The sequence below is a fragment of the Streptomyces spororaveus genome (assembly GCF_016755875.1).
GTDB classification, from domain to species: Bacteria; Actinomycetota; Actinomycetes; order Streptomycetales; family Streptomycetaceae; genus Streptomyces; species Streptomyces spororaveus.
The window spans coordinates 4,333,682-4,356,404 of record NZ_BNED01000005.1; the positions used below are offsets into that span (position 1 = coordinate 4,333,682).

Genomic DNA, 22,723 nt, shown 5'->3' on the forward strand with positions numbered 1-22,723 from the left:
TACAGGCGACTCCAGGCTGTGGACAAACGGGCGCCGGAGCCCTGGGATGGATGCAGGACGTCCAGGAGAGGGAGGCATCGGGCAATGCCGGATGAACAAATGGCCGGAACGGGTCCTGCACCGGCTGCGCCGGGGGGCGCACCGGGAGCCACGGGAGGCCCGCCCGTCACACCCCGTCCCCTGGATCCGATCGACCGGTCGATCATGCGGCTGCTCCAGGCGGACGGCCGGGCGTCGATACGTTCGGTGGCGGAGCAGGTGCACGTCTCGCGGGCGAACGCCTACGCCCGGATCAACCGGCTGATCGACGACGGGGTGATCCGCGGGTTCACTGCCCGCGTCAACCACGAACGCGCCGGTCAGGGCGCCTCCGCCTACATCACCCTGAAGATCGTCCAGAACTCCTGGCGCACGGTCCGCGAGCAGCTGCGCGAGCTCCCCGGCGCCGCGCACATCGCGCTGGTCAGCGGCGACTTCGACGTCCTGCTGCTGGTGCACACCCCGGACAACCGGACCCTGCGCGAGCTGGTCCTGACCCGGCTCCAGGCCATCCCGGAGGTCCTCTCCACGCGCACGCTGCTGGTCTTCGAGGAAACGGATCTCCTGGACTCCGGACGGGGTCCGGGCGGCGGCGCTCCGGCGTTCGGCGAGGAGTAGGCCGTCCGGGGGACCCGGGGGACGACAGAGCCCCCGGTACGGCCGTACGGCGGCGTTGCCGGGGGCTTTCTCCGTCCTGGGGTCAGCGGGCGGTGCGCAGCCCGTCGAAGGCCATGTGCACGACGGCGTCCGCGAGCTGGTCGGGGCCCGTGCCCGAGTGCGGGCGGTACCACTCGACCAGGGAGTTGACCATGCCGAAGAGGAGCCGGGTGGCCAGGCGTATGTCCACGTCGGCCCGCAGGTCGCCGTCCGCCGCGGCGGCCTTGAGCAGGTCGGCGACCGCGTGGTCGAAGTCGCGGCGGCGTTCCAGCGCCCAGCGCTCGGTGCGGGTGTTGCCGCGGACGCGCAGCAGCAGCGTCACGTACGGCAGCTCGCCGACCAGCACCTCGACCGTGCGGCGCGTGACGTACTCGACGCGCTCGACGGCCCGGCCGCGGACCGCGCCCGGCTCCTCCAGGATCGCGAAGAGCCCGTCGAGGGCCCGGCTGACGGCCCGCCGCAGCAGTTCCTCCTTGCCCGCGACGTGGTGGTAGATCGAGGACTTCGAGATGCCCGCCGCCTTGGAGAGGTGCTCCATCGAGGTGCCGTCGTAACCGCGCTCGTTGAAGACCTGGACGGCGACCGACAGCAGCGTCTCGGGGGTGTACGTGTCCCGCTTGACCGTCGTCATTCGGCCCCCTCCTCGTCTCCGGCGGCGTAGCCCAGCTTGAACAGGGCCAGGGAGGGCGCGTACCGGCCCCCGGGACAGCGCTCGTCGAGGTGGTGCAGCAGGTCGTAGGCCCAGTCCCGGCCGAGCCGCTCGTGCCATTCGGACGGGCCCACCGGGTAGTTGACGCCGAGCCGCATCGCCGTGTCGATGTCCTCGGCGGTGGCCGCGCCGCGGGCGACGGCGTCGGCCGTGAGGTCGATCAGCATCGCGACGGTCCGCGCGACGATCATGCCGGGGACGTCGCCGATCACGGAGACCTGCTTGCCCAGCTTCTGGAAGAGGCCGATGGCCTCGGCGAGGGTCCGCTCGCTGGTGTCCTCGCTCGCGGAGAGCGCGATCCGGGTGGCGCCCCGGTAGTCGGGCGCGAGGTCGAAGTAGACGACGTCCGCGAACTCCACGGAAGTCTTGCCGTCCGCGAGGACCAGCTGGCCCTCGCCGGGCAGCTGGATGTACGGGCCGCCCTGCTCGGTGGCCGCGACCGCGATCCCGGCCTCCTCCAGCAGGTCCACCAGGTCGGCGGCGGGGCCGAGGTCGCCGACGACGGTGACCTTCGCCGGGGCCTCCTCGGGCCCCGCGGTGTGCGGGAGCGCGGGTTCGGCGTCCGGGCCGTACGGGTACCAGCCGTGGCCGGTCTTGCGGCCGAGGCGGCCCGACTGGACGAGGCGGCGCTGGGCGAGGGAGGGGGTGAACTTCGGGCTGCGGAAGAAGGACTCCCACACCGAGCGGGTCACGGCCTCGTTGACGTCCTGGCCGATGAGGTCGGTCAGCTGGAAGGGGCCCATCTTGAAGCCGCCGCTCTCGCGGAGCACGGCGTCGATGGTGGCCGGGTCGGCGCCCTGCTCCTCGTACACCGCGAAGGCCTCGGCGTAGAAGGGGCGGGCGATCCGGTTCACGATGAAACCGGGGGTGTCGGCGCAGCGGACCGGCGTCTTCCCCCAGCCCAGCACGGTGCCGTACGCGCGCTCGGCGGCGGCCGGGTCGGTCGCGAAACCGCTGACCACCTCGACGAGCGGGAGCAGGGGGGCCGGGTTGAAGAAGTGCAGGCCGAGAAAGCGGCCGGGGTGCGCGAGCCCGGCGGCGAGCTCGGTGACGGAGAGCGAGGAGGTGTTGGTGGCCAGCAGCGCGTCCGGCGCGAGCACCTCTTCGAGAGCGGCGAAGAGCGTCTGCTTCACGGTGACGTTCTCGACGACCGCCTCGATGACGAGGGCGGCCCCGGCGAGGTCCGCCAGGTCGGCGGCCGAAGCGATCCGGCCGATCGCCTCCTCGGCCTCGGCGCGGTCCAGCCGGCCCTTGGCGGCCATCCGGTCGACCCGGTCCTGGACGATGCCGACGCCGTCGGCGGCGAGGGAGGTGTTGATGTCGTAGATCAGCACGCGGTGACCTGCGAGAAGGGCGACCTGGGCGATGCCCTGTCCCATGGTGCCGGCGCCGACGACCGCCACAGTGCGGGACCGCTCGATTGCTGTCATGCCCTGATCCTCCCGCACACGGTTGTCCACAGGTCCGCCGGGCCCTCTTGTCCCGACCGATCGTTCGGTTACTCTAACTCCAGTCTGCTCTTCTTCGCCCGGCTCAACGAGGAGTTGGTCCCTGATGGCCGCCGAGCTCACCGTCCCCCAGCTGTCCGCCAAGCACCGGCCCACCCTGGACCAGGCCCTTTCGGCGATCCGCAGCCGTGCCTACTGGTCCCCGCATCCCGAACATCCCAAGGCGTACGGCGAGACCGCGCCCGCCGACGGGCTCGCCGCCTTCGAAGCCGTCCGCGGCACGCGGCTGGACCTGGGCCAGCCCGGCACCGACGGCTGGACGGGCGCCGAGGTGTCCCCGTACGGCCCGGAGCTGGGTGTCGAGTACCCGCACGTGGACCCGGACGTGCTGCTGCCCGCGATGAAGGCCGGCATGGGTGCCTGGCGCGACGCGGGCCCCGAGGCGCGCGCCCTGGTCTGTATCGAGATCCTGGCCCGCATCTCCGCCCGGACCCACGAGTTCGCGCACGCGGTCATGCACACCAGCGGCCAGGCCTTCATGATGGCGTTCCAGGCCGGCGGCCCGCACGCCCAGGACCGCGGCCTGGAGGCCGTGGCCTATGCCTACGAGGAGCAGACCCGGGTCCCCGGCCAGGCCGACTGGTCGAAGCCGCAGGGCAAGAAGGACCCGCTGGAGCTCGGCAAGACCTTCACCGCCGTCCCGCGCGGTGTCGCCCTCATGATCGGCTGCAACACCTTCCCGACCTGGAACGGCTACCCGGGCCTGTTCGCCTCGCTCGCCACCGGCAACGCGGTGCTGGTCAAGCCGCACCCGCGGGCCGTGCTGCCGCTCGCGCTGACCGTCAAGGTCGCGCGCGAGGTCCTCGCCGAGGCCGGCTTCGACCCGAACCTCGTGGCGCTCGCGGTCGAGCGCCCGGGTGAGGGCATCGCCAAGACCCTCGCGGTCCGCCCCGAGATCAAGCTGATCGACTACACCGGATCCACGGAGTTCGGGGACTGGCTGGAGACCAACGCCCGCCAGGCGCAGGTCTACACGGAGAAGGCCGGCGTCAACACCGTCGTCCTGGACTCCACCGACAACTACAAGGGCATGCTGTCCAACCTGGCGTTCTCGCTGTCCCTGTACAGCGGCCAGATGTGCACCACCCCGCAGAATCTGCTGATCCCGCGCGACGGCATCGCGACGGACGCCGGCCACAAGACCTACGACGAGGTCGTCGCCGACCTCGCCGCCTCGGTCGGCGGCCTGCTGGGCGACGACGCCCGGGCCAACGCGCTGCTCGGCGCACTGGTCAACCCGGACGTCAGGACGCGGCTGGAGGCGGCGGCCGCGCTCGGCGAGGTCGCGCTGGCCTCCCGCGAGGTCGTGAACCCCGAGTTCCCGGACGCCGTGGTCCGCACCCCCGTCATGGTCAAGCTGGACGCCGCCAAGGCGGACCCGGAGGCCCCGTACCTCTCCGAGTGCTTCGGCCCGGTCTCCTTCGCGGTGGCCGTGGACACCACCGCCGACGCCCTCGACCTGCTGCGCCGCACGGTGCGGGAGAAGGGCGCGATGACGGTGGGCGCGTACACCACCTCCCCGGACACCGAGCGGGCCGTCGAGGAGGTCTGCCTGGAGGAGTCCGCGCAGCTCTCCCTGAACCTGACCGGCGGGGTGTTCGTCAACCAGACCGCCGCGTTCTCGGACTTCCACGGCTCCGGCGGCAACCCGGCGGCCAACGCGGCCCTGTGCGACGGCGCCTTCGTCGCGAACCGCTTCCGGGTGGTGGAGGTCCGCCGCCAGGCGTAACCGCGTCACCGCGTCACCGCACGACCGCAGACCCCCGGCCCGGGTGGACCGCACCCCCCGCTACTCCTGCCGCTCCCCGGCGAAGAGGCGTGAGGAGGCGTCCACCTGGGCCATCCTGCGCAGGGCCGCGAACATCGCGTCGCCCACCACGGTGCCCACGACCACCGCCTCGACCAGGTCCGCGCGGTCCGCCCGGCGACCCGTGTACTCCAGGTCCACCCGGGCCACGCGCTCGGCCGCGTCGGCGTAGTCGTCGAGCAGTTCGGCGAAGGAGCCGTGGCCCACCCGTGCGAGGGAGGCCAGGGCCGCCACGAGCGCGCCGAACGCCTTGTTCCCGGCGTGGACGCGCCAGCCCCGCTCCTCGATCAGGCGCGTCACCCGCTCCCGGGCCAGCACCGTCTCGGCGTCGTCGTCGACCCCGCCGTCGCCGTACTCGGGCACCAGCCGCCGGGCCGCGGTGCCGAGCAGCTTGTGCACCGGCTGCTCCTTGTCGTCGATGGCCTCGAGGACGTCCCCGATGGCCGCCACCGACAGCCCGCCGACCTCCAGCAGGGCGCGGATCAGCCGCAGCCGCCGCTCGTGCCCGTCGTCGTAGCTCGCCTGGTTGGGGCTGCTCAGCTCGCCCGGCGGAAGCAGGCCCTCCCGTACGTAGTACTTGATCGTCGGTACCGGGACCCCGGTACGGCGGCTCAACTCTCCGATGCGCATGGCGTCTTCACTCGTTTCTCCTTGCCCCGTCCCCGCCCATCATAGATAGTGGAGCTATCAGATAGTGGCGAGCATCACTATCCATTCTTCTAGGGGGACCCATGTCCGCGTTACGCACCTGGCACCGTCCACTGACCGTGTTCGCCGCAGTGATGGCGGTGTGGGCCGTCGGCTCGGCCGTGGGTCTCGCCGTCGACGACCGGGTGCTGGTCGGCGCCCCGATCTGGGCCAAGCCCTTCAAATTCGCCGTCTCGTTCGTCGGCTACGCGCTCAGCCTGGCCTGGATGCTCTCGCTGGCCACCCTGGCCCGCCCCCGCCTGCGCAGGCCCGCCTGGTGGGCCGGCACGGTCGTCGCCGCGGCGAGCACGGTGGAGATGCTGCTCATGACGGCCCAGGTGTTCCGGGGCCGGCAGAGCCACTTCAACCAGGCGACACCGCTCGACGCGCGGATCTACAGCGCCATGGCCGTCACCGTCGTCGTGCTCTGGACGGCCACGCTCGCCGTCGCCGTCCTGCTCTTCCGGTCCCGCGTCGCCGACCGGGCCACCACCTGGGCGATCCGGATCGCCGCCGTCCTCGCCCTCGCGGGCGCCGGACTCGGCTTCCTGATGACCACCCCCACCGAGGCCCAGCTCGCGGTCGACGGCACACCCGTGGCGGGCGCCCACAGCGTGGGCGTGCCGGACGGCGGACCCGCCATGCCGCTCACCGGCTGGTCGACCACCGGCGGTGACCTGCGCATCCCGCACTTCTTCGGCATGCACGCACTGCAGCTGCTCCCCCTGCTCGTGCTCGTGACGGCGGCCCTCGCCGGGCGCTTCGCCCTGCTGCGCGGGGAGCGGGTGCGGCTGCGGCTGGCCCTGGTCGCGGCCGGGGTCTACGCGGCGGTGTTCGCGCTGGTGACCTGGCAGGCGCTGCGCGGCCAGGCGCTGGTCCACCCGGACCGGCTGACGCTCGGCGCGGCCGCGGCGGTCCTGGCCGGGGGTGTTCTAGGAGTCCTCGCCGTCCTGTTCCGGGGCCGGGGGACCGCCCCAGTGGAAGAGGGTCATGGCCACGCTGGTGGCGAGGTTGTAGCTGGAGACCTGGGGGCGCATCGGCAGGGAGACGAGATGGTCCGCCCTGGCGCGCAGCTCCGGTGAGATCCCGTGGCGCTCCGAGCCGAAGGCGAGCAGGGCGTCGTCCGGGAGGGTGAGGGCGCGGATGTCCGCGCCCTCCGGGTCGAGCGCGTAGAGCGGCCCGGGCGGCAGCTCGTCCAGTGCGAGCCGCTCGACGGTGGTGGCGTAGTGCAGCCCGGCCCCGGCCCGGACCACGTTCGGGTGCCAGGGGTCGAGGTCGCCCCGGGTCACCACGCCGGTGGCGCCGAAGCCGGCGGCGAGCCGGACGACGGCTCCGACGTTGCCCAGGTTGCGGGGGTTGTCGAGGACGACGACCGGCGCCGGCCGGGGGACCCGGCCCAGCCCCGCGAGGCCGGCGGCCCGGTCGGGCCGTACCGCGAGCGCCGCGACCCCGGTGGGATGCACGCGCGGCAGCAGGCCCCTGAGACCGGCCCGCCGCGTCAGCCGCGCCACGGCGGCCTCGACGTCCGGAGCCAGTTCGCGGGCGAGCGCCCGTACCGCGCCGGGATCCTCGGCGATGACCATCCGCACATCGGCCCCGAACCGCAGAGCGTGCTTCAGCGTGTGAAACCCGTCGAGCAGCACGAGATCCCCCGCCTGCTCGGCCTCCCGCCATTCCCGCACCGTGTCGTCCATACCCCCGACCCTACGGTCCGCCGCAGGGCTCGCGGACCGGAGGATCCAGCCGTCAGCGCGGCGCGGGCAACTGGACCGGCACCGGCTCGGCGGGGTCCGCCACCGGCTCCGCCGCACGCCGCCGCGCGGCGGCCCGTACCCCCACCCACACCAGAAAGCCCGTCGGCAGGAACACCGCATCCGCGGCGATCATCGCCAGCGAGAAGAACGGCAGCCCCAGCAGCACCGCGATGCCCGCGTGCTCCAGCATCATCAACGCCAGCAGCACGTTCTTGATCCGCCGGTTGAACAGCGTGAACGGGAACGCCACCTGCACCGCCACCGTCCCGTACGACAGCAGCATCACCAGCGTCCCGCTCCCCGCCACCAGCTCCGACAGCGTCGGCCACGGGGTGAAGTAGTCCAGCCCCAGCGGGTAGTACAGGGCCGTCCCGTCCTGCCACCGGGACCCCTGGATCTTGTACCAGCCGGCCGTCGCGTAGATCAGGCAGACCTCCGCCATGATCACCAGCATGCCCGCGTTGTGCAGCAGGTTCGCCAGGACGTCGAGGAACGCCCGCGCCTCGCCCTCCGGCTCGTGGCGGTCGACCAGCCACCACAGCCCGCAGGCCAGCCACAGCGCCGCGAACGCCGCCAGCCAGCCGTAGCCGAACCGGCCGGTGCCCGCTCCGAAGACGCACACCGCGCCCAGCACGCCCCACAGCACCGGCCCGGCCGCCCCGGCCGTCGCCGAGCCGTGCGTACGGGCCCTGCGCGCGTCCAGCGACCAGACCTGCGCGCACCGGGTCAGCACCAGGTAGATCGCCATCAGGTGGATGACGTTGTCCCCGCCGTCGCCCATGAAGACGCTGCGGTTCTGCAGCGACAGCACGCCGACCATGAAGACCACGGACGTCGCCCGCGTGCGCCAGCCCAGCAGCAGCCCCATGCTCGCCAGCACGGACACCGCGTAGACGAGCTCGAACCACAGCGTGGAGTCGGACCACATCAGCACCGTGAAGGCGTGGTTGGAATCGATCAGCCGCTCCGCGAGGTGCCAGCTCCACGGCCCGTCCGGCCCGTACAGCTCGGCGCGGTTCGGGAACTCGCGCAGCAGGAAGAAGAGCCAGGTCCCGGCGAAGCCGATGCGGACCACGGCGCTCTGGTACGGGCCCAGCGCCTGCCCGGTGATCCGCGCGGCCGCGTGGCCCGCCGCCCGGCGGGCGCGCTTCACAGCGTCCACCACGGCAGCTCCCGGTAGTAGGTCTGGGTGTCGGTGGTCTCGGTGCTCCACTTCGGCGCGGGCACCGCCGTGGTCGCCGAGCGCACCTGGATCCGCAGGACGGCCGCGTCCCGCAGGTCGGGGAGGAGCCGGTTCAGCGCGATCCGCCGGAGGTACTCCTCGGACAGCTTCCCGCGCTCGCCGGTCGGATGGTTGTCGTCGTCGTGGGAGCCGGTGAAGAAGTCCCAGGCGCGGCGGAGCTCGTTCTGCCGGGTGTGGCTGGGCAGCAGGCTGTGCCGGATGGCCTCGCCGTCCTCGGCGCTCAGGTCGTGCCAGGGGGTGGTGACCACCTCGCCGCCGGCGGCCCTGAACTCCGCGCGCGCCTCGACCGCGATGTTCTGCTGCAGGGGATTGGGGGCGAAGAGCTTCCAGTTCTGTTCGAACTCGGGGTAGACCCAGGCGTCGATCGTCTTCGCGTGCTGCTTGCTGAGGGTGTTGCCGGGGGCCACGTGCAGGAAGACGAGCGCGAGGTGCAAGCAGGCCGCGACCGCGATCGCCCCCAGGGCCAGGGCGGCCATGACCCGGAACGGGGCGGACAGACCGGCGATTCCGGGCGTCCGCGGGGGCGGCGGAGCAGCCCCTTCGGCGGGCTCGTGCTCGTTCGAATCCATCCCCACCCGATCGTCCGGCGTCCACAGGGTTGACCTCAGAGGTTGACACCCTACGGGCCGCCGTCTCACCATTGAAGCGAATGAACCGAACGATCGGTCGGTCGGGCGGACAGCGGACTCTGGCAGGGGGCCGGAATGGTGGCAGTGACCCCGGAGACGGGGCCGGACACGGCCCTCGGGACAGACGGGACGGACGGGACAGGCATGACTGCTGACCTGGGCGCACAGCTCGCGGCGGCATTCGACGCGGCCGTGGCGGCCGACGAGCGCGTGGAGCCGCGCGACTGGATGCCGGACGAATACCGCGCCTCCCTGGTGCGCCAGATGGCGCAGCACGCCCATTCCGAGATCATCGGCATGCAGCCCGAGGCCAACTGGATCACGCGCGCGCCCTCGCTGCGCCGCAAGGCGATCCTGATGGCCAAGGTCCAGGACGAGGCCGGCCACGGGCTGTACCTCTACAGCGCGGCCGAGACCCTCGGCACCAGCCGCGACGAGCTGCTCGACAAGCTCCACTCGGGCAAGCAGAAGTACTCCTCGATCTTCAACTACCCCACCCTGACCTGGGCGGACGTCGGCGCCATCGGCTGGCTCGTGGACGGTGCGGCGATCACCAACCAGGTCCCGATCTGCCGCTGCTCCTACGGGCCCTACGCACGCGCCATGGTCCGGATCTGCAAGGAGGAGTCCTTCCACCAGCGCCAGGGGTACGAGCTGCTCCTCGCCCTCTCGCAGGGCACCGAGGCCCAGCACGCGATGGCCCAGGACGCGGTGGACCGGTGGTGGTGGCCGTCGCTGATGATGTTCGGCCCGCCGGACGACGAGTCCGCGCACTCGGCGCAGTCGATGGCCTGGCGCATCAAGCGGCACTCGAACGACGAGCTGCGCCAGCGGTTCGTGGACATCGCCGTCCCCCAGGCCGAGTCCCTCGGCCTGACCCTGCCCGACCCGGACCTGAAGTGGAACGAGGAGCGCGGGCACCACGACTTCGGCGCCATCGACTGGGCCGAGTTCTGGAACGTCCTCAAGGGCAACGGCCCCTGCAACGAGGAGCGGATCGGCCAGCGGCGCAGGGCCCACGAGGAAGGTGCCTGGGTGCGCGACGCGGCCGCCGCGTACGCGCGCAAGCAGACGGCACAGCAGGTGGCACAGCAAGCGGCGAAGCACGCCGGACAGAACGAGGAGGCACGGGTATGACGCAGAACTGGCCCCTGTGGGAGGTCTTCGTGCGCTCGCGCCGCGGCCTCTCGCACACGCACGCGGGCAGCCTGCACGCCCCCGACGCGGAGATGGCCCTGCGCAACGCCCGCGATCTCTACACCCGGCGCGGCGAGGGCATCTCGATCTGGGTGGTGCCCTCCACCGAGATCACCGCCTCCTCCCCGGACGAGCGGGACCCCTTCTTCGCCCCGTCCGCCGACAAGCCGTACCGGCACCCCACCTTCTACGACATCCCGGAGGGGGTGAGCCACCTGTGACCAGCACCGACACCACGCGCCTCACCGGCGCCACCGCCGCGGCGGCGCTCGCGCTCGGCGACGACGCGCTGATCCTCTCCCACCGCCTCGGCGAATGGGCCGGACACGCCCCCGTGCTGGAGGAGGAGGTCGCCCTCGCCAACATCGCCCTCGACCTGCTCGGCCAGGCCCGGATCCTGCTGTCCATGGTCGGCGACGAGGACGAGCTGGCGTACCTGCGCGAGGAGCGGTCCTTCCGCAACCTCCAGCTGGTCGAGCAGCCGAACGGCGACTTCGCCCACACCATCGCCCGTCAGCTCTACTTCTCCTTCTACCAGCACGAGGTCTACGGAGAGCTCGCCCGCGGGGACGGCCCGTTCGCCCCGCTGGCGGCCAAGGCCGTCAAGGAGACCGCGTACCACCGGGACCACGCCGAGCAGTGGACCCTGCGGCTCGGGGACGGCACCGAGGAGAGCCGCAGCCGTATGCGGGCCGCCCTCGACGCGATGTGGAAGTACACCGGCGAGATGTTCCAGCCGGTGGACGGCCTCGACGGCCTGGACCTGACCGCCCTGGAGGAGCGCTGGCTGGCCGCGCTGACCGGCGTACTGGAGCAGGCCGGCCTCGATCTGCCCCAGGGGCCGCGCACCGGCGCCTGGGCGGCCGGGGCCGGACGGCAGGGTCTGCACACCGAGTCCTTCGGCCGGATGCTCGCCGAGATGCAGCACCTGCACCGCAGCCACCCGGGGGCCTCATGGTGACCACCGACGCCGGAACGACCCGCCTGGAGGCGGAACTGGCCGCGCTGGCCGGCTCCGTCCCGGACCCGGAGCTTCCCGTGCTCACCCTCGGCGAGCTCGGCGTGGTGCGCGGGGTGCGGATGCACGAGGACGGCCATGCCGAGGTCACCCTGACCCCGACCTACACCGGCTGCCCGGCCATCGAGGCCATGTCCGCCGACATCGAGCGGGCCCTCACCGGCCACGGCATCCCCGAGGTGCGGGTCACCACCGTGCTGGCCCCCGCCTGGACGACCGACGACATCAGCGCCGAGGGCCGCCGCAAGCTCGCCGAGTTCGGCATCGCCCCGCCCCGGCCGCACGCGGCCGGCGGGCCGGTCCCGCTGACCCTGTCGGTCCGCTGCCCGAACTGCGGATCGACCGACACCGAGCTGCTCAGCCGCTTCTCCTCCACCGCTTGCAAGGCGCTGCGCCGCTGCACCGCCTGCCGCGAACCGTTCGACCACTTCAAGGAGCTCTAGATGGCCGCCCCCCGCCACGGCGCGTTCCACCCGCTGACGGTGGCGGCTGTCGACCGGCTCACCGACGACTCGGTGGCACTGACCCTGCGGGTTCCCGAGGAGCTGCGCGAGGACTACCGGCACGCCCCGGGCCAGCACCTGACCCTGCGCCGCACCGCCCCCGAGGGCGGCACCGAGGTCCGCCGCACCTACTCGATCTGCTCCCCCGCACCGTCCGCGGACGGGCCGGGCCCGGAGCGGCTGCGGGTCGGGGTGCGGCTGGTGGAGGGCGGTGAGTTCTCCACCTTCGCCCACAAGGAGATCGCCGCCGGGGACGTGCTGGAGGTCATGGTCCCGGCCGGGCGCTTCGTGCTGGAGCCCGCCGCGGCCCCGGCCTCGGGGCACTACGCGGCGATCGTCGGCGGCAGCGGCATCACACCCGTGCTGTCGATCGCGGCGAGCCTGCTGGCCGCCCGGCCCGACGCGCGTTTCTGCCTCGTGCGCAGCGACCGTACGGCCGCCTCGACGATGTTCCTGGAGGAGGTCGCCGACCTCAAGGACCGGTATCCGTCGCGGTTCCAGCTGGTGACCGTCCTCTCCCGGGAGGAGCAGGAGTCCGGGCTGCCCTCGGGGCGGCTGGACGAGGAGCGGCTGGCGGCCCTGCTGCCCGCGCTGCTGCCGGTGGCGGAGGTGACGGGCTGGTTCCTGTGCGGCCCGTACGGCCTGGTGCAGGGCGCGGAGCGGGCCCTGGGCGCGCTCGGTGTCCTGCGGAGCCGGGTGCACGAGGAGATCTTCCACGTCGAGGACACCACGCCGGCGGCCCGCCCCGCGGGTTCCCCGGCCCCCTCGCACGGCAGGGTCACCGCGCGGCTCGACGGCCGCTCGGGCACCTGGCCGGTCCAGGACGGCGAGTCCCTGCTGGACGCGGTGCTCCGCAACCGCGCGGACGCCCCGTACGCCTGCAAGGGCGGGGTCTGCGGCACCTGCCGGGCGTTCGTGGTGTCGGGCGAGGTCCGGATGGAGCGGAACTTCGCGCTGGAGGCCGAGGAGACGGAGGCCGGGTTCGTCCTGGCCTGCCAGTCGCATCCGGTGACGGAGGAAGTGGAGATCGACTTCGACCGCTGAGCGGGAGACGTCCTGCGGGTCCGGCCCCTGTCCCACGACAGGGGCCGGACCCATTTCGAGGCCCGCCCCCCTTGCAGGGCCTGTCCATTTCCAAGAACGTGTTCTATCTTGACGCACCGTCAGACGCGTTGCCGTCGGGCGAGTCACCGTCAGACCCGAACGTGCGGGAGGACAGGCAGTGGACTTCACCTTCACCGAGGAGCAGCAGGCCGCCGTCGAGGCGGCCCGGGCCGTCTTCGCGGATGTCGCGCCCGACGGCGTGCCCAGCCCCGCACTGACCCCGGGGGCCGTGGCCGACGACTTCGACCGCCCGCTGTGGGCCAAGCTCGCCGCATCGGACCTGCTGAGCCTGGTCCTCGCCGAAGAGCACGGGGGAGCGGGCCTGGACACCGTCGCCCTGTGCCTGGTGCTGCGCGAGGCCGCCAGAGTGCTGGCACGGGTCCCGCTGCTGGAGCACTGCGCCACCGCCATGGCCGTGCAGGCCCACGGCAGCCCCGAACTGGCCGCCGCCCTGCTGCCCGGCGCGGGGCGCGGCACGCTCGTGCTCACCGCCGCCGCCCACGGGCGCTCCGGCCACGATCCGGCCGAACTCGCCGTCATCGCCCGCCGCGAGGGCGAGGCGTGGATCCTGGAGGGCACGCAGACCGCGGTCCCCTGGGCGCACAGCGCGGACTGGATCGCCGTACCCGCCCACACCGGCGAGGGTGAGGCCGTCCTCGCGTTCGTCCCTCGGGCCGCCGAAGGGCTGGCCCTCGCCGAGCAGGTCTCCACGAACGGTGAGCGCCTCGCCGAACTCGCCCTCGACGGTGTGCGGGTGGACGGGGCCCACCTGATCGACACCCCGGGGGCCTGGGAGCGGCTCCGCCAGGTCCTCGCCACCGGGACCTGCGCGCTGGCGCTCGGACTCGGCGAGAACGTGCTCGCCATGACCGGCCGGTACACCGGCAAGCGCGAGCAGTTCGGCTTCCCGGTGGCCACCTTCCAGGCCGTCGCCGTCCAGGCCGCCGACCGGTACATCGACCTGCGCGCCATGGAGGTCACCCTGTGGCAGGCCGCCTGGCGGCTCGACGCCGCGACCGGCGGCGCCGGCGGTCCGCTGCCGAGCTCCGGTGACGTCGCGGTCGCCAAGATCTGGGCCTCGGAGGGCGTGCGCCGGGTCGTACAGACCGCCCAGCACCTGCACGGCGGCTTCGGCGCCGACACCGACTACCCGCTGCACCGCTACCACGCCTGGGCCAAGCAGCTGGAGCTCCAGCTCGGCCCGGCCGCCGCGCACGAGGAGGCCCTGGGCGACCTGCTGGCCGCCCACCCCCTCGCCTGAGCGGCAGCTAGAGGACGAAGGCCGGGTTCCCGTGGTCCGTCACCATCGGGCGCCCGGCACCGTCCCAGGCCTGCATCCCGCCGTCGACGTTCACCGCGTCGATCTCCTGGCGCACCAGGTACTGGGTGACCTGCGCGGAACGCCCGCCGACCCGGCACATCACGTACACCCGGCGACCGTCCTCGACGGCCTCGGTCAGCTCGCCGAAGCGGGCCACGAAGTCACTCATCGGGATGTGCAGGGCACCCTCGACGTGGCCGGCCGCCCATTCGTCGTCCTCACGGACGTCGAGGACAAAGCCTTCGGAGGGCACCGCGGTGGCGTCCACCGAGGGAAGCGGTCCGAAGTTCATAGCTGTCGCCTTCTCTCTTCACGGATGTGCTGCCAACCTATCCGACCACCCGGTACGGGCGGAGCGGGCTCACTCGGCGGCGAGCTCCGCCGCCAGCTCCGCCTCACGCTCGGAGACCTGCGCGAGCAGCTGCTCCGCGATCTCCTCCAGCAGCCGGTCGGGGTCCTCGGGCGCCATCCTCAGCATCGAGCCGATCGCGCTGTCCTCCAGCTCCTTCGCCACGAGCGCCAGCAGCTCCTTGCGGCGGGCCAGCCACTCCAGCCGGGCGTACAGCTCCCCGCTCTCGCCCGGTGCCGACGCCTCGGGCGCCGGTCCGGCCGCCCACTCCTCGGCCAGCTCGCGCAGCAGCCCCTCGTCGCCGCGCCCGTAGGCCGCGTTGACCCGCGCGATGAACGCGTCGCGCCGCTCCCGCTCGCCGTCGTCCTGGGCGAGGTCGGGGTGCGCCTTGCGGACCAGCTCGCGGTAGAGGCGGCGCACCTCCTCCGAGGGCCGCACCCGCTCCGGCGGCCGCACGGGCCGGTCGGTCAGCATCGCCGAGGCGTCGTCGGAGATCCCGTCCGAGCCCAGCCAGTCGTGGAACAGCTCGTCCACCCCGGGCATCGGCATGACCAGCGAGCGCGCTTCCCTCGCCCGTCGCAGGTCCTCGGCATCGCCGCTGCGGGACGCCTTCGCCTCGGCGATCAGGGCGTCCAGCTCGTCGAGCCGCGTGTACATGGGGCCGAGCTTCTGGTGGTGCAGGCGGGAGAAGTTCTCCACCTCCACCCGGAAGGTCTCCACCGCGATCTCGAACTCGATCAGCGCCTGCTCGGCGGCCCGCACGGCCCGCTCCAGGCGCGCCTCCGGGCGCTCCTCACCGGTGACGGAGGAGTCGCCGGATCCACCGGGGACTGTCTGCTCAGGCTGCTCGGTCTGCTCGCTCACCCGGCCAGCCTACGGCCCGCCCGCGCGGGCGATGCTTCACGTGGAACATCGCCCGCGCGGGCGGCGCCGGCACAACACCGTCAGACCCCGGTCTCCGCGGCGATCCGGCCCGCCCGCACCGCCGCCACCAGGTCGGCGTGATCGGCCTCGGTGCGGTCGGCGTAGGCCACGGCGAAGGCCGCCATCGCCTCGTCCAGCTCCTCGTTCTTCCCGCAGTACCCGGCCAGCAGCCGCGGGTCGACGCTGTGCGCGTGCGCCCGGGCCAGCAGGGCACCGGTCATCCGCCCGTAGTCGTCGATCTGGTCGACGGCCAGCGCCGCCGGATCCACGCTGCCCTTGCGGTTGCGGAACTGCCGCACCTGGAAGGGGCGGCCCTCCACCGTGGTCCAGCCCAGCATGATGTCGGAGACCACCTGCATCCGCTTCTGCCCGGCCACCACCCGCCGGCCCTCGTGCTCCTCCGGCGCCGAGACGAAGCCCAGCCCGGGCAGGTGCGGCAGCAGCACCGAGGGCCGCGCCTCCTTGACCTGGAGCACCAGCGGCTCGCCCCGGTGGTCCAGCAGCAGGACCACGTACGAGCGGGTGCCGACGCTTCCGGTGCCCACCACGCGGAAGGCCACGTCCTGGATCGTGTACCGGGCCAGCAGCGGCAGCCGGTCGCCCTGGAGCGTCTGCAGGTAGGGGCCGAGCGAGGCCGCCACGGCCGCCGCCTCCCCGTCCCCGACGCGGCGCAGCACGGGCAGCGCGTCGACGAAGCGGCGGCCGCCGTCCGGCCCTATCACCGTGGACTTGGTGGCGAACCGCGCCGAGGTGTTGTTGCGGGCCTTCTCCGAGACCCGCTCCAGGGTGCCCAGCAGATCGCGGGCATCGGCGTGCGAGACCAGCTCCTCGTCCGCGATCGCGTTCCACGCGTCGAGGGCGGGCAGCTTCGACAGGAGCCGCATGGTGTGCCGGTAGGCGCCCACCGCGTCCTGGGCGGCCGCCCGGCAGGTGTCCTCGTCCGCGCCGGCCACCCGGCCCGCGAGCACCAGCGAGGCCGCCAGCCGCTTCACGTCCCACTCCCACGGACCGAACACGGTCTCGTCGAAGTCGTTGAGGTCGATGACGAGCCGCCCGCGCGCATCCCCGTAGAGACCGAAGTTCGCCGCGTGCGCGTCGCCGCAGATCTGCGCGCCCACCCCGGTCACCGGACCACCGGACAGGTCGTGGGCCATCAGCCCGGCCGCCCCGCGGAGGAACGCGAAGGGATTCGCGGCCATCCGGCCGACCCGTATCGGGGTCAGCTCGGCGACCCGCCCGGCATTGGACTCCTCCACCGCGCGCACGGCGTCCGGCCGCCCGGCCGGTGCCGTGAAGGCGGCGTGCGCCGACCGCGGGAGACGGGCGCGCAGCGCCTTGCCCTCCTCCTTCGGCGATCCGGCCGCCACCCTCGGCGCGAACCCCGCCACGTCCGGAATCCGCTGACCCGCCATCGCCGTCATCGACGCCGCCCCCACCCGTTCACTTCACCGATCGTTTCTCGAACGGGCTGACCGTATCTACAGCCCGGCGTCCCTGGCCAGCAGCGCCGCCTGCACCCGGTTCTCGCAGGCCAGCTTCGCCAGGATCCGGCTCACGTACGTCTTCACGGTCGCCTCGCTCATGTGCAGCCGCCGGCCCGCGTCCGCGTTGGACAGCCCCTCGCCCAGCAGCGCCAGCACACCGCGCTCCCGCTCGCTGAGCTCCGCCACGCGGCGCCGGGCCGCCTCACCGCGCACGGCGGCCCTCCCGGTCGCCAGCTGGTCCACTACGTGCCGGGTCGCCCCCGGCGAGAGGTACGCGTCCCCGGCCGCGGCCGCCCGGACCGCCCCGATGAGCTCGCCCGGGGCCGTGTCCTTCAGCAGGAACCCCGCGCCGCCCTCGCCCAGCGCCCGCAGCACGTTCTCCTTCTCCCCGAAGGTGGTCAGGATCAGCGCCCGCGCCTGCGGCACGGTCCGCCGCAGCTCCCCCAGGGCCGTCAGCCCGTCCATCACCGGCATCTGGATGTCCAGCAGCATCACGTCGGGCGCGTGCGAGCGCGCCAGGTCCACCGCCTCCCTGCCGTTGGCCGCCTCCGCGACGACCTCGATGTCCGGCGCCGAGGTCAGGATCATCCTGATCCCGGCCCGGATCAGTGGCTCGTCGTCGGCGATCACCACTCTGATCACTTCGGCTGTCACCCCGTGCTCCTACTGCTTGGCCTCGTACTCCTGCTTTTCCACGAGCTTGCCGTCCTTGAAGCAGAACCGGAAGATCCGGTCCGTTCCCAGGCCGCTCGGCTGGTCCTCGGCCAGCAGGGCCAGACATTCCGAGCCGACCGGCCGGGTAGGCCCCTTGCCGGCGGCCCCGGCGGTCATGAAGTTCTCCCCGCTCGGCAGCCGGCCGCGGACGGCCTCCTCCGCCTCGCCCACGTACACGGCGTCGAACGCGTCCCGGTCGACCATCGCCTCGCTCGCCGAGTCGATGAGCAGCACCACCCCGGCGCCGAACACGATCACCAGCAGCACCGCCGCCGCGAAGGCGATCCCGCAGCCCATCGCGACACCGCCGGACCGGCTGGGCATGCGCACGGCCAGCTCCCGGTCCACCGCCGCCCAGTCCATCGGCTGCTCGCCGCCCGGACCCCGGCCGCGCGCCCCCGCCTGGGCCTGGGCCTGGGCCTGCTGCCCGAAGTCGTCGGCCACGTCCTCCACACCGGCCGGCTCCGCCCCGTACGGCAGCACCCCGGCCACCCGGAACCCGCCGCCCTCGGCGGGGCCCGCGTGCACCATCCCGCCGACGAGCCGGGCCCGCTCGCGCAGCCCCGTCAGGCCCTGCCCGCCCGACACCACCCCGTCCGCCGCCGGGCCGGCCGACGGCCCGTTGGCGATCTCCACGACCAGCGAGTCGTCCTCGAACCGCAGCTCCACCGTGATCGGCGCCCCGGGCGCGTGCTTGTACGCGTTCGTCAGGGCCTCCTGCACGATCCGGTACGCGGCGTGGTCGCACGCCGCGACCAGCGGCCTCGGCTGCCCCGCGGTGGTCATCCGCACGTCGGTGCCCGAGCCCCGCGCCGCCTCCACGACCCCCGCGATACCGGCCACCCCGCGCGCCGCGGGCTGCGCCTCCTCCACGGGCGCGGGCGCCTCCACCCCGTCGCGCAGGATCCCGACGACCTCGCGCAGCTCGTGCATCGCGGCGACCGAGGCCTGCCGCAGCACGCCCACCGCCTCGCGCTGACGGCCGGTCAGCTTGGGATCCACCTCCAGCGCACCGGTGTGCACGGCGATCAGCGCCAACTGGTGACCCAGGCTGTCGTGCATGTCCTGGGCTATGCGCTGGCGCTCGCGCAGCCTCGCCTGCCCGGCGACCATGGCCCGCTCGCGCAGCAGCTGCCCGTTGCGCTCCTGGAGCGCGCGCAGCAGCGTACGGCGCTGCGACCAGTACCGGCTGGCCAGGCCCGGCATCACCGTCATCGCGAGGAACATGAGCGTGGAGAAGACGATCACCAGCACCGGCCGCATCTGCGACCACTCGTCGATCACGCTGAAGACGATCGCCGCGGTGAAGGCCAGCGTGAAGGCGGCCAGCGCCCGGCCCACGCCGACGATCCGCCGTCCGGCCGACCAGCCCACCAGGGGCAGGATGAAGAACGCCCCGGGCAGGAAGCTGATCACCGCCGAGCCGAGCACGAGCGTGCCCCCCGGCAGCCTGCGGCGCAGCAGCGTCAGCACGATCACCGCCGCGGCGCCCGCCAGCATGCGGGGCCCGGAGGCGTTGCTGACCTCCTCGACGCCGAGGCCGAGGATGGCCACGACGCCGCCGATCGCCAGGTCCCCCGCCAGCATCCGCCGGGTCCACGGCTCCGGCCCCCTCAGCCAGTCCCAGCCAGCCCGCGTCTTCGCCTTCGCATCCACGCGCCCGACCCTAGACACCCGCGCCCCGGCCCGGCCTCCCTCTTTCGTCTCGCCCGGCCCGACGAAAGTCGCCGCGGCCCGGGCCGGGGGCGGCCGGGCCCGGCCCCCGGCCGGCAGGGCCCTTAGGCCGTCGACCGCCGCGACCACCGTCGGATGCGCTTCTCCCGGACCGGGGCCGGATCGGGCGCGGTCCGCGCCGCACCGGCCCCGGGTGCGACCCGGGCGAAGACCAGCTGCAGCACCCCGGCCCGGTCCAGCCGTGCCAGCCCGCCGGTCATCCCGTCCAGGAACACCACCCGACCGCCGTTGTTGTGCGCGTAGACCAGGTGCCCGCTGACCTCGGTGCCGCCGATGACGCGCCGCACCCACACCACGCCCTGGGTGTCCGGGCCGGTCTCCCCGGCGCGCGCGATCACCTCGTCCCAGCTCGCGCACCGCAGCTCGCGGGCGGCCGGGAAGTAGCGGCGCAGCATCAGCTCCCACCAGCCGGGCGCCTCGTGCGCGGGCTGCCAGGGCAGGGGCGACGAGGGGCCGCCCGCGATCGCGGCGGCCGTCGTGACCACGCAGCCGCGTGCGTTCAGCCGCCTCGCCTGCGTCTGCGGGTCGCGCTCCACCGGGTCGTGCGTGTAGGACGAGGCGTCGCCCCACGGATCGTCCGAGGCGGGGTGGAAGGGCTCCCCGTAGTCCTTGGGCACCACAAGCGACGCCGCCAGCATCGGCGTGCGCGGGTATCCCGGCTGCTCGATGGTCCGGCAGGCGAACAGCCAGGTCCCGGAGTCCTCGGCGACGGGCTCGATGCCCACCAGCTCGACGAGCCCGTGGTACGTGGACAGCAGCCACTCCAGCGCGGTCTGCCACGGCTCGGCCTTCGAGGTCTTCGCCGTGCCGGCCCGCTCCCAGCCGCCGTGGCGCACGTAGGCGAGGTACTCGTCCAGGGGCAGGTGGGTCGGCGGGAAGTCCACCCGGGACCCGTCCTTGGCCACGATCACCAGCTTGTTGAACGGGCCCACCAGGGGATCCCCGGCGTCGATGCCCTCCTGGGTGTCGTACCGGACGATCCAGGCCAGCTCGTGCGCCTGCGTGAGCTCCGGCCTCAGCACGATCGTCCACGGCTCCGAGGCGAACGCCTGCTCAAGGCGGGTCCGGGCCGCTTCGACGGCCTCGTTCAACGTGAGCATTTCTGATTCCTGACGACGCTGGCGGTCAGGGCGTCGATGCCGCTCCCCCTCCCCGACAGCGCCAGATACGAGAAACCCCGGCCCATGCCGCCCGAGCCCACCGTCCCGAGCTCCTTGAGCTCACCCAGCGTGTCCGTGATGTCCTTCGCCATCTGTCCCAGCGCCTGTTTCGAGACATCTACGTCGGCCCCGTCCCCGCTCACGCCGTCTCCTCCCGCCGGTCCCCGCACCGTCCGGTACCCCGCTCGGTCGCGGCGGCGCGCAGCCGCCCCCACTCCTCGTCGAAACCCACCCAAAGACTCCTCGTACCGGCCGGGAAGGGTGATCGCGCACATCCGTCAGCCACAACTGCTCTCGCATTTCGGACAGTTGGCTGAACCCTAACCCTGCCTTCCGGAAGGACCACAGGTCAGGGGCCCCGAGGAGGGACGTACGTCACACACGCACCCGGGGCCAAAAAAACACGAAACGGCCGCCACCGCTTTCGCAGTGACGACCGTCTCGTCGATGTGGGCGAGGGGGGATTTGAACCCCCACGTCCCGAAGGACACTGGCACCTGAAGCCAGCGCGTCTGCCGTTCCGCCACTCGCCCGAGCAGCGCCCCAGTGGATCTTCCCTTTCGGGCCTTTCCCCTGGCGACGTCGAAACATTAGCACGGGAAACGGGTCGGATTCACATCGCTTTCCCGGCACCCCCGCACCCCGCCGAGGACGGCCCCTCCCGCACTCCGCTCCGGGTGCGGGACACTGTCCCTGGAGCGCCCCTACGATCCCTTGTGAGGACCAACACTCGTCCTCACAGGAACGATGGGGAACCACCCGAATCCGCCACGCGTGGATACGATCAGTAAGCAGTACAGGGCGACAGCGACGGAGGAGGTGCCCCATGGGAGTTCTGAAGCGGTTCGAGCAGCGACTCGAAGGTCTGGTGAACGGCACCTTCGCCAAGGTGTTCAAGTCCGAGGTCCAGCCGGTGGAGATCGCCGGAGCCCTCCAGCGGGAGTGCGACAACAACGCCACCATCTGGAACCGCGAGCGGACCGTCGTCCCCAACGACTTCATCGTCGAGCTCAGCGCCGGTGACTACGACCGCCTGAGCCCCTACTCCGGGCAGCTCGGCGACGAGCTCGCGGGCCTCGTCCGCGACTACGCCAAGCAGCAGCGCTACAGCTTCATGGGCCCCATCAAGGTCCACCTGGAGAAGGCCGACGACCTCGACACCGGGCTCTACCGGGTCCGCAGCCGCACCCTCGCCTCCAGCACCTCCCAGCCGCAGGCCCCCCAGGGCGGGCAGCAGGGCGGTCAGGCGGCCCCGGGCGGCTACGGATACCCCCCGGTCGCGGCCCCGCCCATGCCCAGCGCCCCGCCCCCGGGCGGACCCGGCGCCCGGCGACCCGCTCCGGGCGGACCCGCGGGGCCGGCCCCCGCGGCAGGCCCGGGCGGCGCCCGGAGGCACTGGATCGAGATCAACGGCACCCGCCACCAGATCTCGCGCGCCACGCTCGTACTCGGCCGAAGCACGGAAGCCGACGTGCGGATCGACGACCCCGGCGTATCCCGCCGGCACTGTGAGATCCGGACCGGAACGCCCTCGACGATCCAGGATCTCGGGTCCACCAACGGCATCGTGGTGGACGGGCAGCACACCACCCGCGCTACGCTCCGCGACGGCTCGCGGATCGTCGTGGGCAGCACCACCATCATTTACCGGCAAGCCGAAGGGTGAAGCGGGGGCAATGTCAGAGCTGACCCTGACGGTCATGCGGTTGGGTTTCCTGGCCGTTCTGTGGCTGTTCGTCATCGTGGCCGTTCAGGTCATCCGCAGCGATCTCTTCGGGACGCGCGTGACCCAGCGCGGCTCCCGTCGTGGAGCCGGGGGCGCCGGCGGCGCCCCGCAGCAGGCGGGCCGCCAGGCCACGCCTCCGCAGCAGCGCCAGCGGCGCGGGGCACCCACCAAACTCGTCGTCTCCGAGGGAATCCTCACAGGGACCACGGTGGCCCTCGCCGGCCAGACGATCACGCTGGGCCGTGCGCACGACTCCACGATCGTGCTGGACGACGACTACGCGTCCAGCCGCCATGCCAGGATCTATCCCGACCGTGACGGCCAGTGGATCGTCGAGGATCTCGGGTCCACCAACGGCACGTATCTCGACCGGACCCGACTGACCACCCCGACGCCCATTCCGCCGGGCGCACCGATCCGCATCGGCAAGACTGTCATCGAGCTGCGGAAGTAGTA

Annotated in this window: 23 protein-coding genes, 1 tRNA gene and 1 pseudogene; 11 read left to right on the top strand and 14 right to left on the bottom strand. The window is 72.8% G+C overall.

All coding sequences use genetic code 11. From position 1 onward, the window contains the following. Window positions 1–84: 84 nt before the first annotated feature. A complete protein-coding gene (locus Sspor_RS21830; protein ID WP_372499700.1) occupies window positions 85–657 on the top strand; it encodes an Lrp/AsnC family transcriptional regulator in 573 nt (190 codons plus the stop codon). 82 nt (window positions 658–739) lie between these two features. Here the strand turns inward: Sspor_RS21830 and Sspor_RS21835 are convergent, their stop codons facing one another. Together Sspor_RS21835 and Sspor_RS21840 are read right to left on the bottom strand one after the other, a co-directional pair. After that, window positions 740–1,327 carry a TetR/AcrR family transcriptional regulator gene (locus Sspor_RS21835; protein WP_202200648.1) on the bottom strand — a complete coding sequence of 196 codons (588 nt, stop codon included), beginning with the start codon at window positions 1,325–1,327 and terminating at the stop codon, window positions 740–742. Continuing rightward, window positions 1,324–2,835 (bottom strand): 3-hydroxyacyl-CoA dehydrogenase, encoded by a 1,512-nt coding sequence (locus Sspor_RS21840; RefSeq protein WP_202200649.1) that lies wholly within the window; start codon window positions 2,833–2,835, stop codon window positions 1,324–1,326. Before Sspor_RS21840 ends, Sspor_RS21835 begins: the two co-directional genes overlap by 4 nt. A 124-nt stretch (window positions 2,836–2,959) precedes the next feature. Between Sspor_RS21840 and paaN the strand changes: the two genes are divergently transcribed. Continuing rightward, a complete protein-coding gene (paaN, locus tag Sspor_RS21845) occupies window positions 2,960–4,642 on the top strand; it encodes a phenylacetic acid degradation protein PaaN (protein ID WP_202200650.1) in 1,683 nt (560 codons plus the stop codon). A gap of 60 nt (window positions 4,643–4,702) precedes the next feature. Here paaN and Sspor_RS21850 read toward each other — a convergent pair whose 3' ends face one another. Beyond that, the gene (locus tag Sspor_RS21850) at window positions 4,703–5,350 is read right to left on the bottom strand and encodes a MerR family transcriptional regulator (RefSeq protein WP_202200651.1); all 648 of its coding nucleotides are present in this window, start codon (window positions 5,348–5,350) and stop codon (window positions 4,703–4,705) included. 101 nt (window positions 5,351–5,451) lie between these two features. Between Sspor_RS21850 and Sspor_RS40670 the strand changes: the two are divergent. Continuing rightward, a pseudogene (locus Sspor_RS40670) lies at window positions 5,452–6,384 on the top strand (hypothetical protein); the annotation flags it as partial. Here the strand turns inward: Sspor_RS40670 and Sspor_RS21855 are convergent. Genes Sspor_RS21855 through Sspor_RS21865 form a run of 3 tightly spaced genes read right to left on the bottom strand, consistent with a single transcriptional unit; the run spans window position 6,340 to window position 8,973 of the window. Then, window positions 6,340–7,101, bottom strand: coding sequence for a TrmH family RNA methyltransferase (locus Sspor_RS21855; protein WP_202200652.1), 762 nt, complete (start codon window positions 7,099–7,101; stop codon window positions 6,340–6,342). The pseudogene Sspor_RS40670 and the gene Sspor_RS21855 sit on opposite strands and share 45 nt — an antisense overlap. A gap of 52 nt (window positions 7,102–7,153) precedes the next feature. Then, a complete protein-coding gene (locus Sspor_RS21860) occupies window positions 7,154–8,314 on the bottom strand; it encodes an HTTM domain-containing protein (protein ID WP_237404352.1) in 1,161 nt (386 codons plus the stop codon). Continuing rightward, a complete protein-coding gene (locus tag Sspor_RS21865) occupies window positions 8,311–8,973 on the bottom strand; it encodes a DUF5819 family protein (RefSeq protein WP_237403963.1) in 663 nt (220 codons plus the stop codon). The genes Sspor_RS21860 and Sspor_RS21865 overlap by 4 nt, the downstream gene beginning before the upstream one ends. A 135-nt stretch (window positions 8,974–9,108) precedes the next feature. On the opposite strand from Sspor_RS21865, the gene paaA reads away from it, so the two are divergent. The 6 genes from paaA (at window position 9,109) to Sspor_RS21895 (ending at window position 14,116) form a co-directional block, all read left to right on the top strand. Beyond that, on the top strand, window positions 9,109–10,170 hold the full coding sequence (gene paaA, locus Sspor_RS21870; RefSeq protein WP_372499699.1) for a 1,2-phenylacetyl-CoA epoxidase subunit PaaA: 1,062 nt from the start codon (window positions 9,109–9,111) through the stop codon (window positions 10,168–10,170). Continuing rightward, window positions 10,167–10,451: a 1,2-phenylacetyl-CoA epoxidase subunit PaaB gene (gene paaB / locus Sspor_RS21875; protein ID WP_030009045.1), complete on the top strand. Its 285-nt coding sequence runs from the start codon at window positions 10,167–10,169 to the stop codon at window positions 10,449–10,451. The genes paaA and paaB overlap by 4 nt, the downstream gene beginning before the upstream one ends. Next, the gene (gene paaC, locus Sspor_RS21880) at window positions 10,448–11,191 is read left to right on the top strand and encodes a 1,2-phenylacetyl-CoA epoxidase subunit PaaC (protein ID WP_202200655.1); all 744 of its coding nucleotides are present in this window, start codon (window positions 10,448–10,450) and stop codon (window positions 11,189–11,191) included. The genes paaB and paaC overlap by 4 nt, the downstream gene beginning before the upstream one ends. Continuing rightward, window positions 11,185–11,691: a 1,2-phenylacetyl-CoA epoxidase subunit PaaD gene (gene paaD, locus Sspor_RS21885; RefSeq protein WP_202200656.1), complete on the top strand. Its 507-nt coding sequence runs from the start codon at window positions 11,185–11,187 to the stop codon at window positions 11,689–11,691. Before paaC ends, paaD begins: the two co-directional genes overlap by 7 nt. After that, on the top strand, window positions 11,692–12,795 hold the full coding sequence (locus tag Sspor_RS21890) for a 2Fe-2S iron-sulfur cluster-binding protein (protein ID WP_202200657.1): 1,104 nt from the start codon (window positions 11,692–11,694) through the stop codon (window positions 12,793–12,795). A 178-nt stretch (window positions 12,796–12,973) separates the two neighbouring features. Then, on the top strand, window positions 12,974–14,116 hold the full coding sequence (locus Sspor_RS21895; RefSeq protein ID WP_202200658.1) for an acyl-CoA dehydrogenase family protein: 1,143 nt from the start codon (window positions 12,974–12,976) through the stop codon (window positions 14,114–14,116). A gap of 7 nt (window positions 14,117–14,123) precedes the next feature. On the opposite strand, the gene Sspor_RS21900 is transcribed toward Sspor_RS21895, so the two are convergent. The 8 genes from Sspor_RS21900 to Sspor_RS21935 form a co-directional block, all read right to left on the bottom strand. Then, window positions 14,124–14,468 carry a rhodanese-like domain-containing protein gene (locus Sspor_RS21900; RefSeq protein ID WP_202200659.1) on the bottom strand — a complete coding sequence of 115 codons (345 nt, stop codon included), beginning with the start codon at window positions 14,466–14,468 and terminating at the stop codon, window positions 14,124–14,126. 69 nt (window positions 14,469–14,537) lie between these two features. Continuing rightward, window positions 14,538–15,299 (bottom strand): J domain-containing protein, encoded by a 762-nt coding sequence (locus Sspor_RS21905; RefSeq protein WP_237404353.1) that lies wholly within the window; start codon window positions 15,297–15,299, stop codon window positions 14,538–14,540. A gap of 170 nt (window positions 15,300–15,469) precedes the next feature. Continuing rightward, entirely contained in the window at window positions 15,470–16,870 is a 1,401-nt protein-coding gene (locus tag Sspor_RS21910; protein WP_202200661.1) for a DUF2252 domain-containing protein, read from the bottom strand. A 57-nt stretch (window positions 16,871–16,927) separates the two neighbouring features. After that, window positions 16,928–17,587 carry a response regulator gene (locus Sspor_RS21915; protein ID WP_272934841.1) on the bottom strand — a complete coding sequence of 220 codons (660 nt, stop codon included), beginning with the start codon at window positions 17,585–17,587 and terminating at the stop codon, window positions 16,928–16,930. Window positions 17,588–17,596: 9 nt separating this feature from the next. After that, window positions 17,597–19,303: a sensor histidine kinase gene (locus Sspor_RS21920; RefSeq protein ID WP_237403964.1), complete on the bottom strand. Its 1,707-nt coding sequence runs from the start codon at window positions 19,301–19,303 to the stop codon at window positions 17,597–17,599. Window positions 19,304–19,425: 122 nt separating this feature from the next. Continuing rightward, window positions 19,426–20,481, bottom strand: coding sequence for a toxin glutamine deamidase domain-containing protein (locus tag Sspor_RS21925; protein ID WP_202200662.1), 1,056 nt, complete (start codon window positions 20,479–20,481; stop codon window positions 19,426–19,428). Continuing rightward, a complete protein-coding gene (locus Sspor_RS21930) occupies window positions 20,469–20,684 on the bottom strand; it encodes a hypothetical protein (protein ID WP_202200663.1) in 216 nt (71 codons plus the stop codon). The genes Sspor_RS21925 and Sspor_RS21930 overlap by 13 nt, the downstream gene beginning before the upstream one ends. A gap of 307 nt (window positions 20,685–20,991) precedes the next feature. Then, window positions 20,992–21,074: transfer RNA gene (locus Sspor_RS21935), tRNA-Leu, on the bottom strand. A gap of 293 nt (window positions 21,075–21,367) precedes the next feature. Between Sspor_RS21935 and Sspor_RS21940 the strand changes: the two genes are divergently transcribed. Beyond that, complete coding sequence (locus Sspor_RS21940; protein WP_202200664.1) at window positions 21,368–22,207, top strand: FHA domain-containing protein; 840 nt, start codon at window positions 21,368–21,370, stop codon at window positions 22,205–22,207. 10 nt (window positions 22,208–22,217) lie between these two features. Continuing rightward, complete coding sequence (locus Sspor_RS21945; protein ID WP_202200665.1) at window positions 22,218–22,721, top strand: FHA domain-containing protein FhaB/FipA; 504 nt, start codon at window positions 22,218–22,220, stop codon at window positions 22,719–22,721. Window positions 22,722–22,723: the final 2 nt, after the last annotated feature.

Coding starts and splice junctions, on each gene's coding strand:
- Sspor_RS21830 (WP_372499700.1), top strand. CDS start 85: ATGCCGGATGAACAAATGGCCGGAACGGGTCCTGCACCGGCTGCGCCG.
- paaB (WP_030009045.1), top strand. CDS start 10,167: ATGACGCAGAACTGGCCCCTGTGGGAGGTCTTCGTGCGCTCGCGCCGC.
- Sspor_RS21900 (WP_202200659.1), bottom strand. CDS start 14,468: ATGAACTTCGGACCGCTTCCCTCGGTGGACGCCACCGCGGTGCCCTCC.
- paaD (WP_202200656.1), top strand. CDS start 11,185: ATGGTGACCACCGACGCCGGAACGACCCGCCTGGAGGCGGAACTGGCC.
- paaN (WP_202200650.1), top strand. CDS start 2,960: ATGGCCGCCGAGCTCACCGTCCCCCAGCTGTCCGCCAAGCACCGGCCC.
- Sspor_RS21840 (WP_202200649.1), bottom strand. CDS start 2,835: ATGACAGCAATCGAGCGGTCCCGCACTGTGGCGGTCGTCGGCGCCGGC.
- Sspor_RS21945 (WP_202200665.1), top strand. CDS start 22,218: ATGTCAGAGCTGACCCTGACGGTCATGCGGTTGGGTTTCCTGGCCGTT.
- Sspor_RS21855 (WP_202200652.1), bottom strand. CDS start 7,101: ATGGACGACACGGTGCGGGAATGGCGGGAGGCCGAGCAGGCGGGGGAT.
- Sspor_RS21925 (WP_202200662.1), bottom strand. CDS start 20,481: ATGCTCACGTTGAACGAGGCCGTCGAAGCGGCCCGGACCCGCCTTGAG.
- Sspor_RS21940 (WP_202200664.1), top strand. CDS start 21,368: ATGGGAGTTCTGAAGCGGTTCGAGCAGCGACTCGAAGGTCTGGTGAAC.
- Sspor_RS21835 (WP_202200648.1), bottom strand. CDS start 1,327: ATGACGACGGTCAAGCGGGACACGTACACCCCCGAGACGCTGCTGTCG.
- Sspor_RS21910 (WP_202200661.1), bottom strand. CDS start 16,870: ATGACGGCGATGGCGGGTCAGCGGATTCCGGACGTGGCGGGGTTCGCG.
- Sspor_RS21850 (WP_202200651.1), bottom strand. CDS start 5,350: ATGCGCATCGGAGAGTTGAGCCGCCGTACCGGGGTCCCGGTACCGACG.
- Sspor_RS21865 (WP_237403963.1), bottom strand. CDS start 8,973: ATGGATTCGAACGAGCACGAGCCCGCCGAAGGGGCTGCTCCGCCGCCC.
- paaA (WP_372499699.1), top strand. CDS start 9,109: ATGGTGGCAGTGACCCCGGAGACGGGGCCGGACACGGCCCTCGGGACA.
- Sspor_RS21890 (WP_202200657.1), top strand. CDS start 11,692: ATGGCCGCCCCCCGCCACGGCGCGTTCCACCCGCTGACGGTGGCGGCT.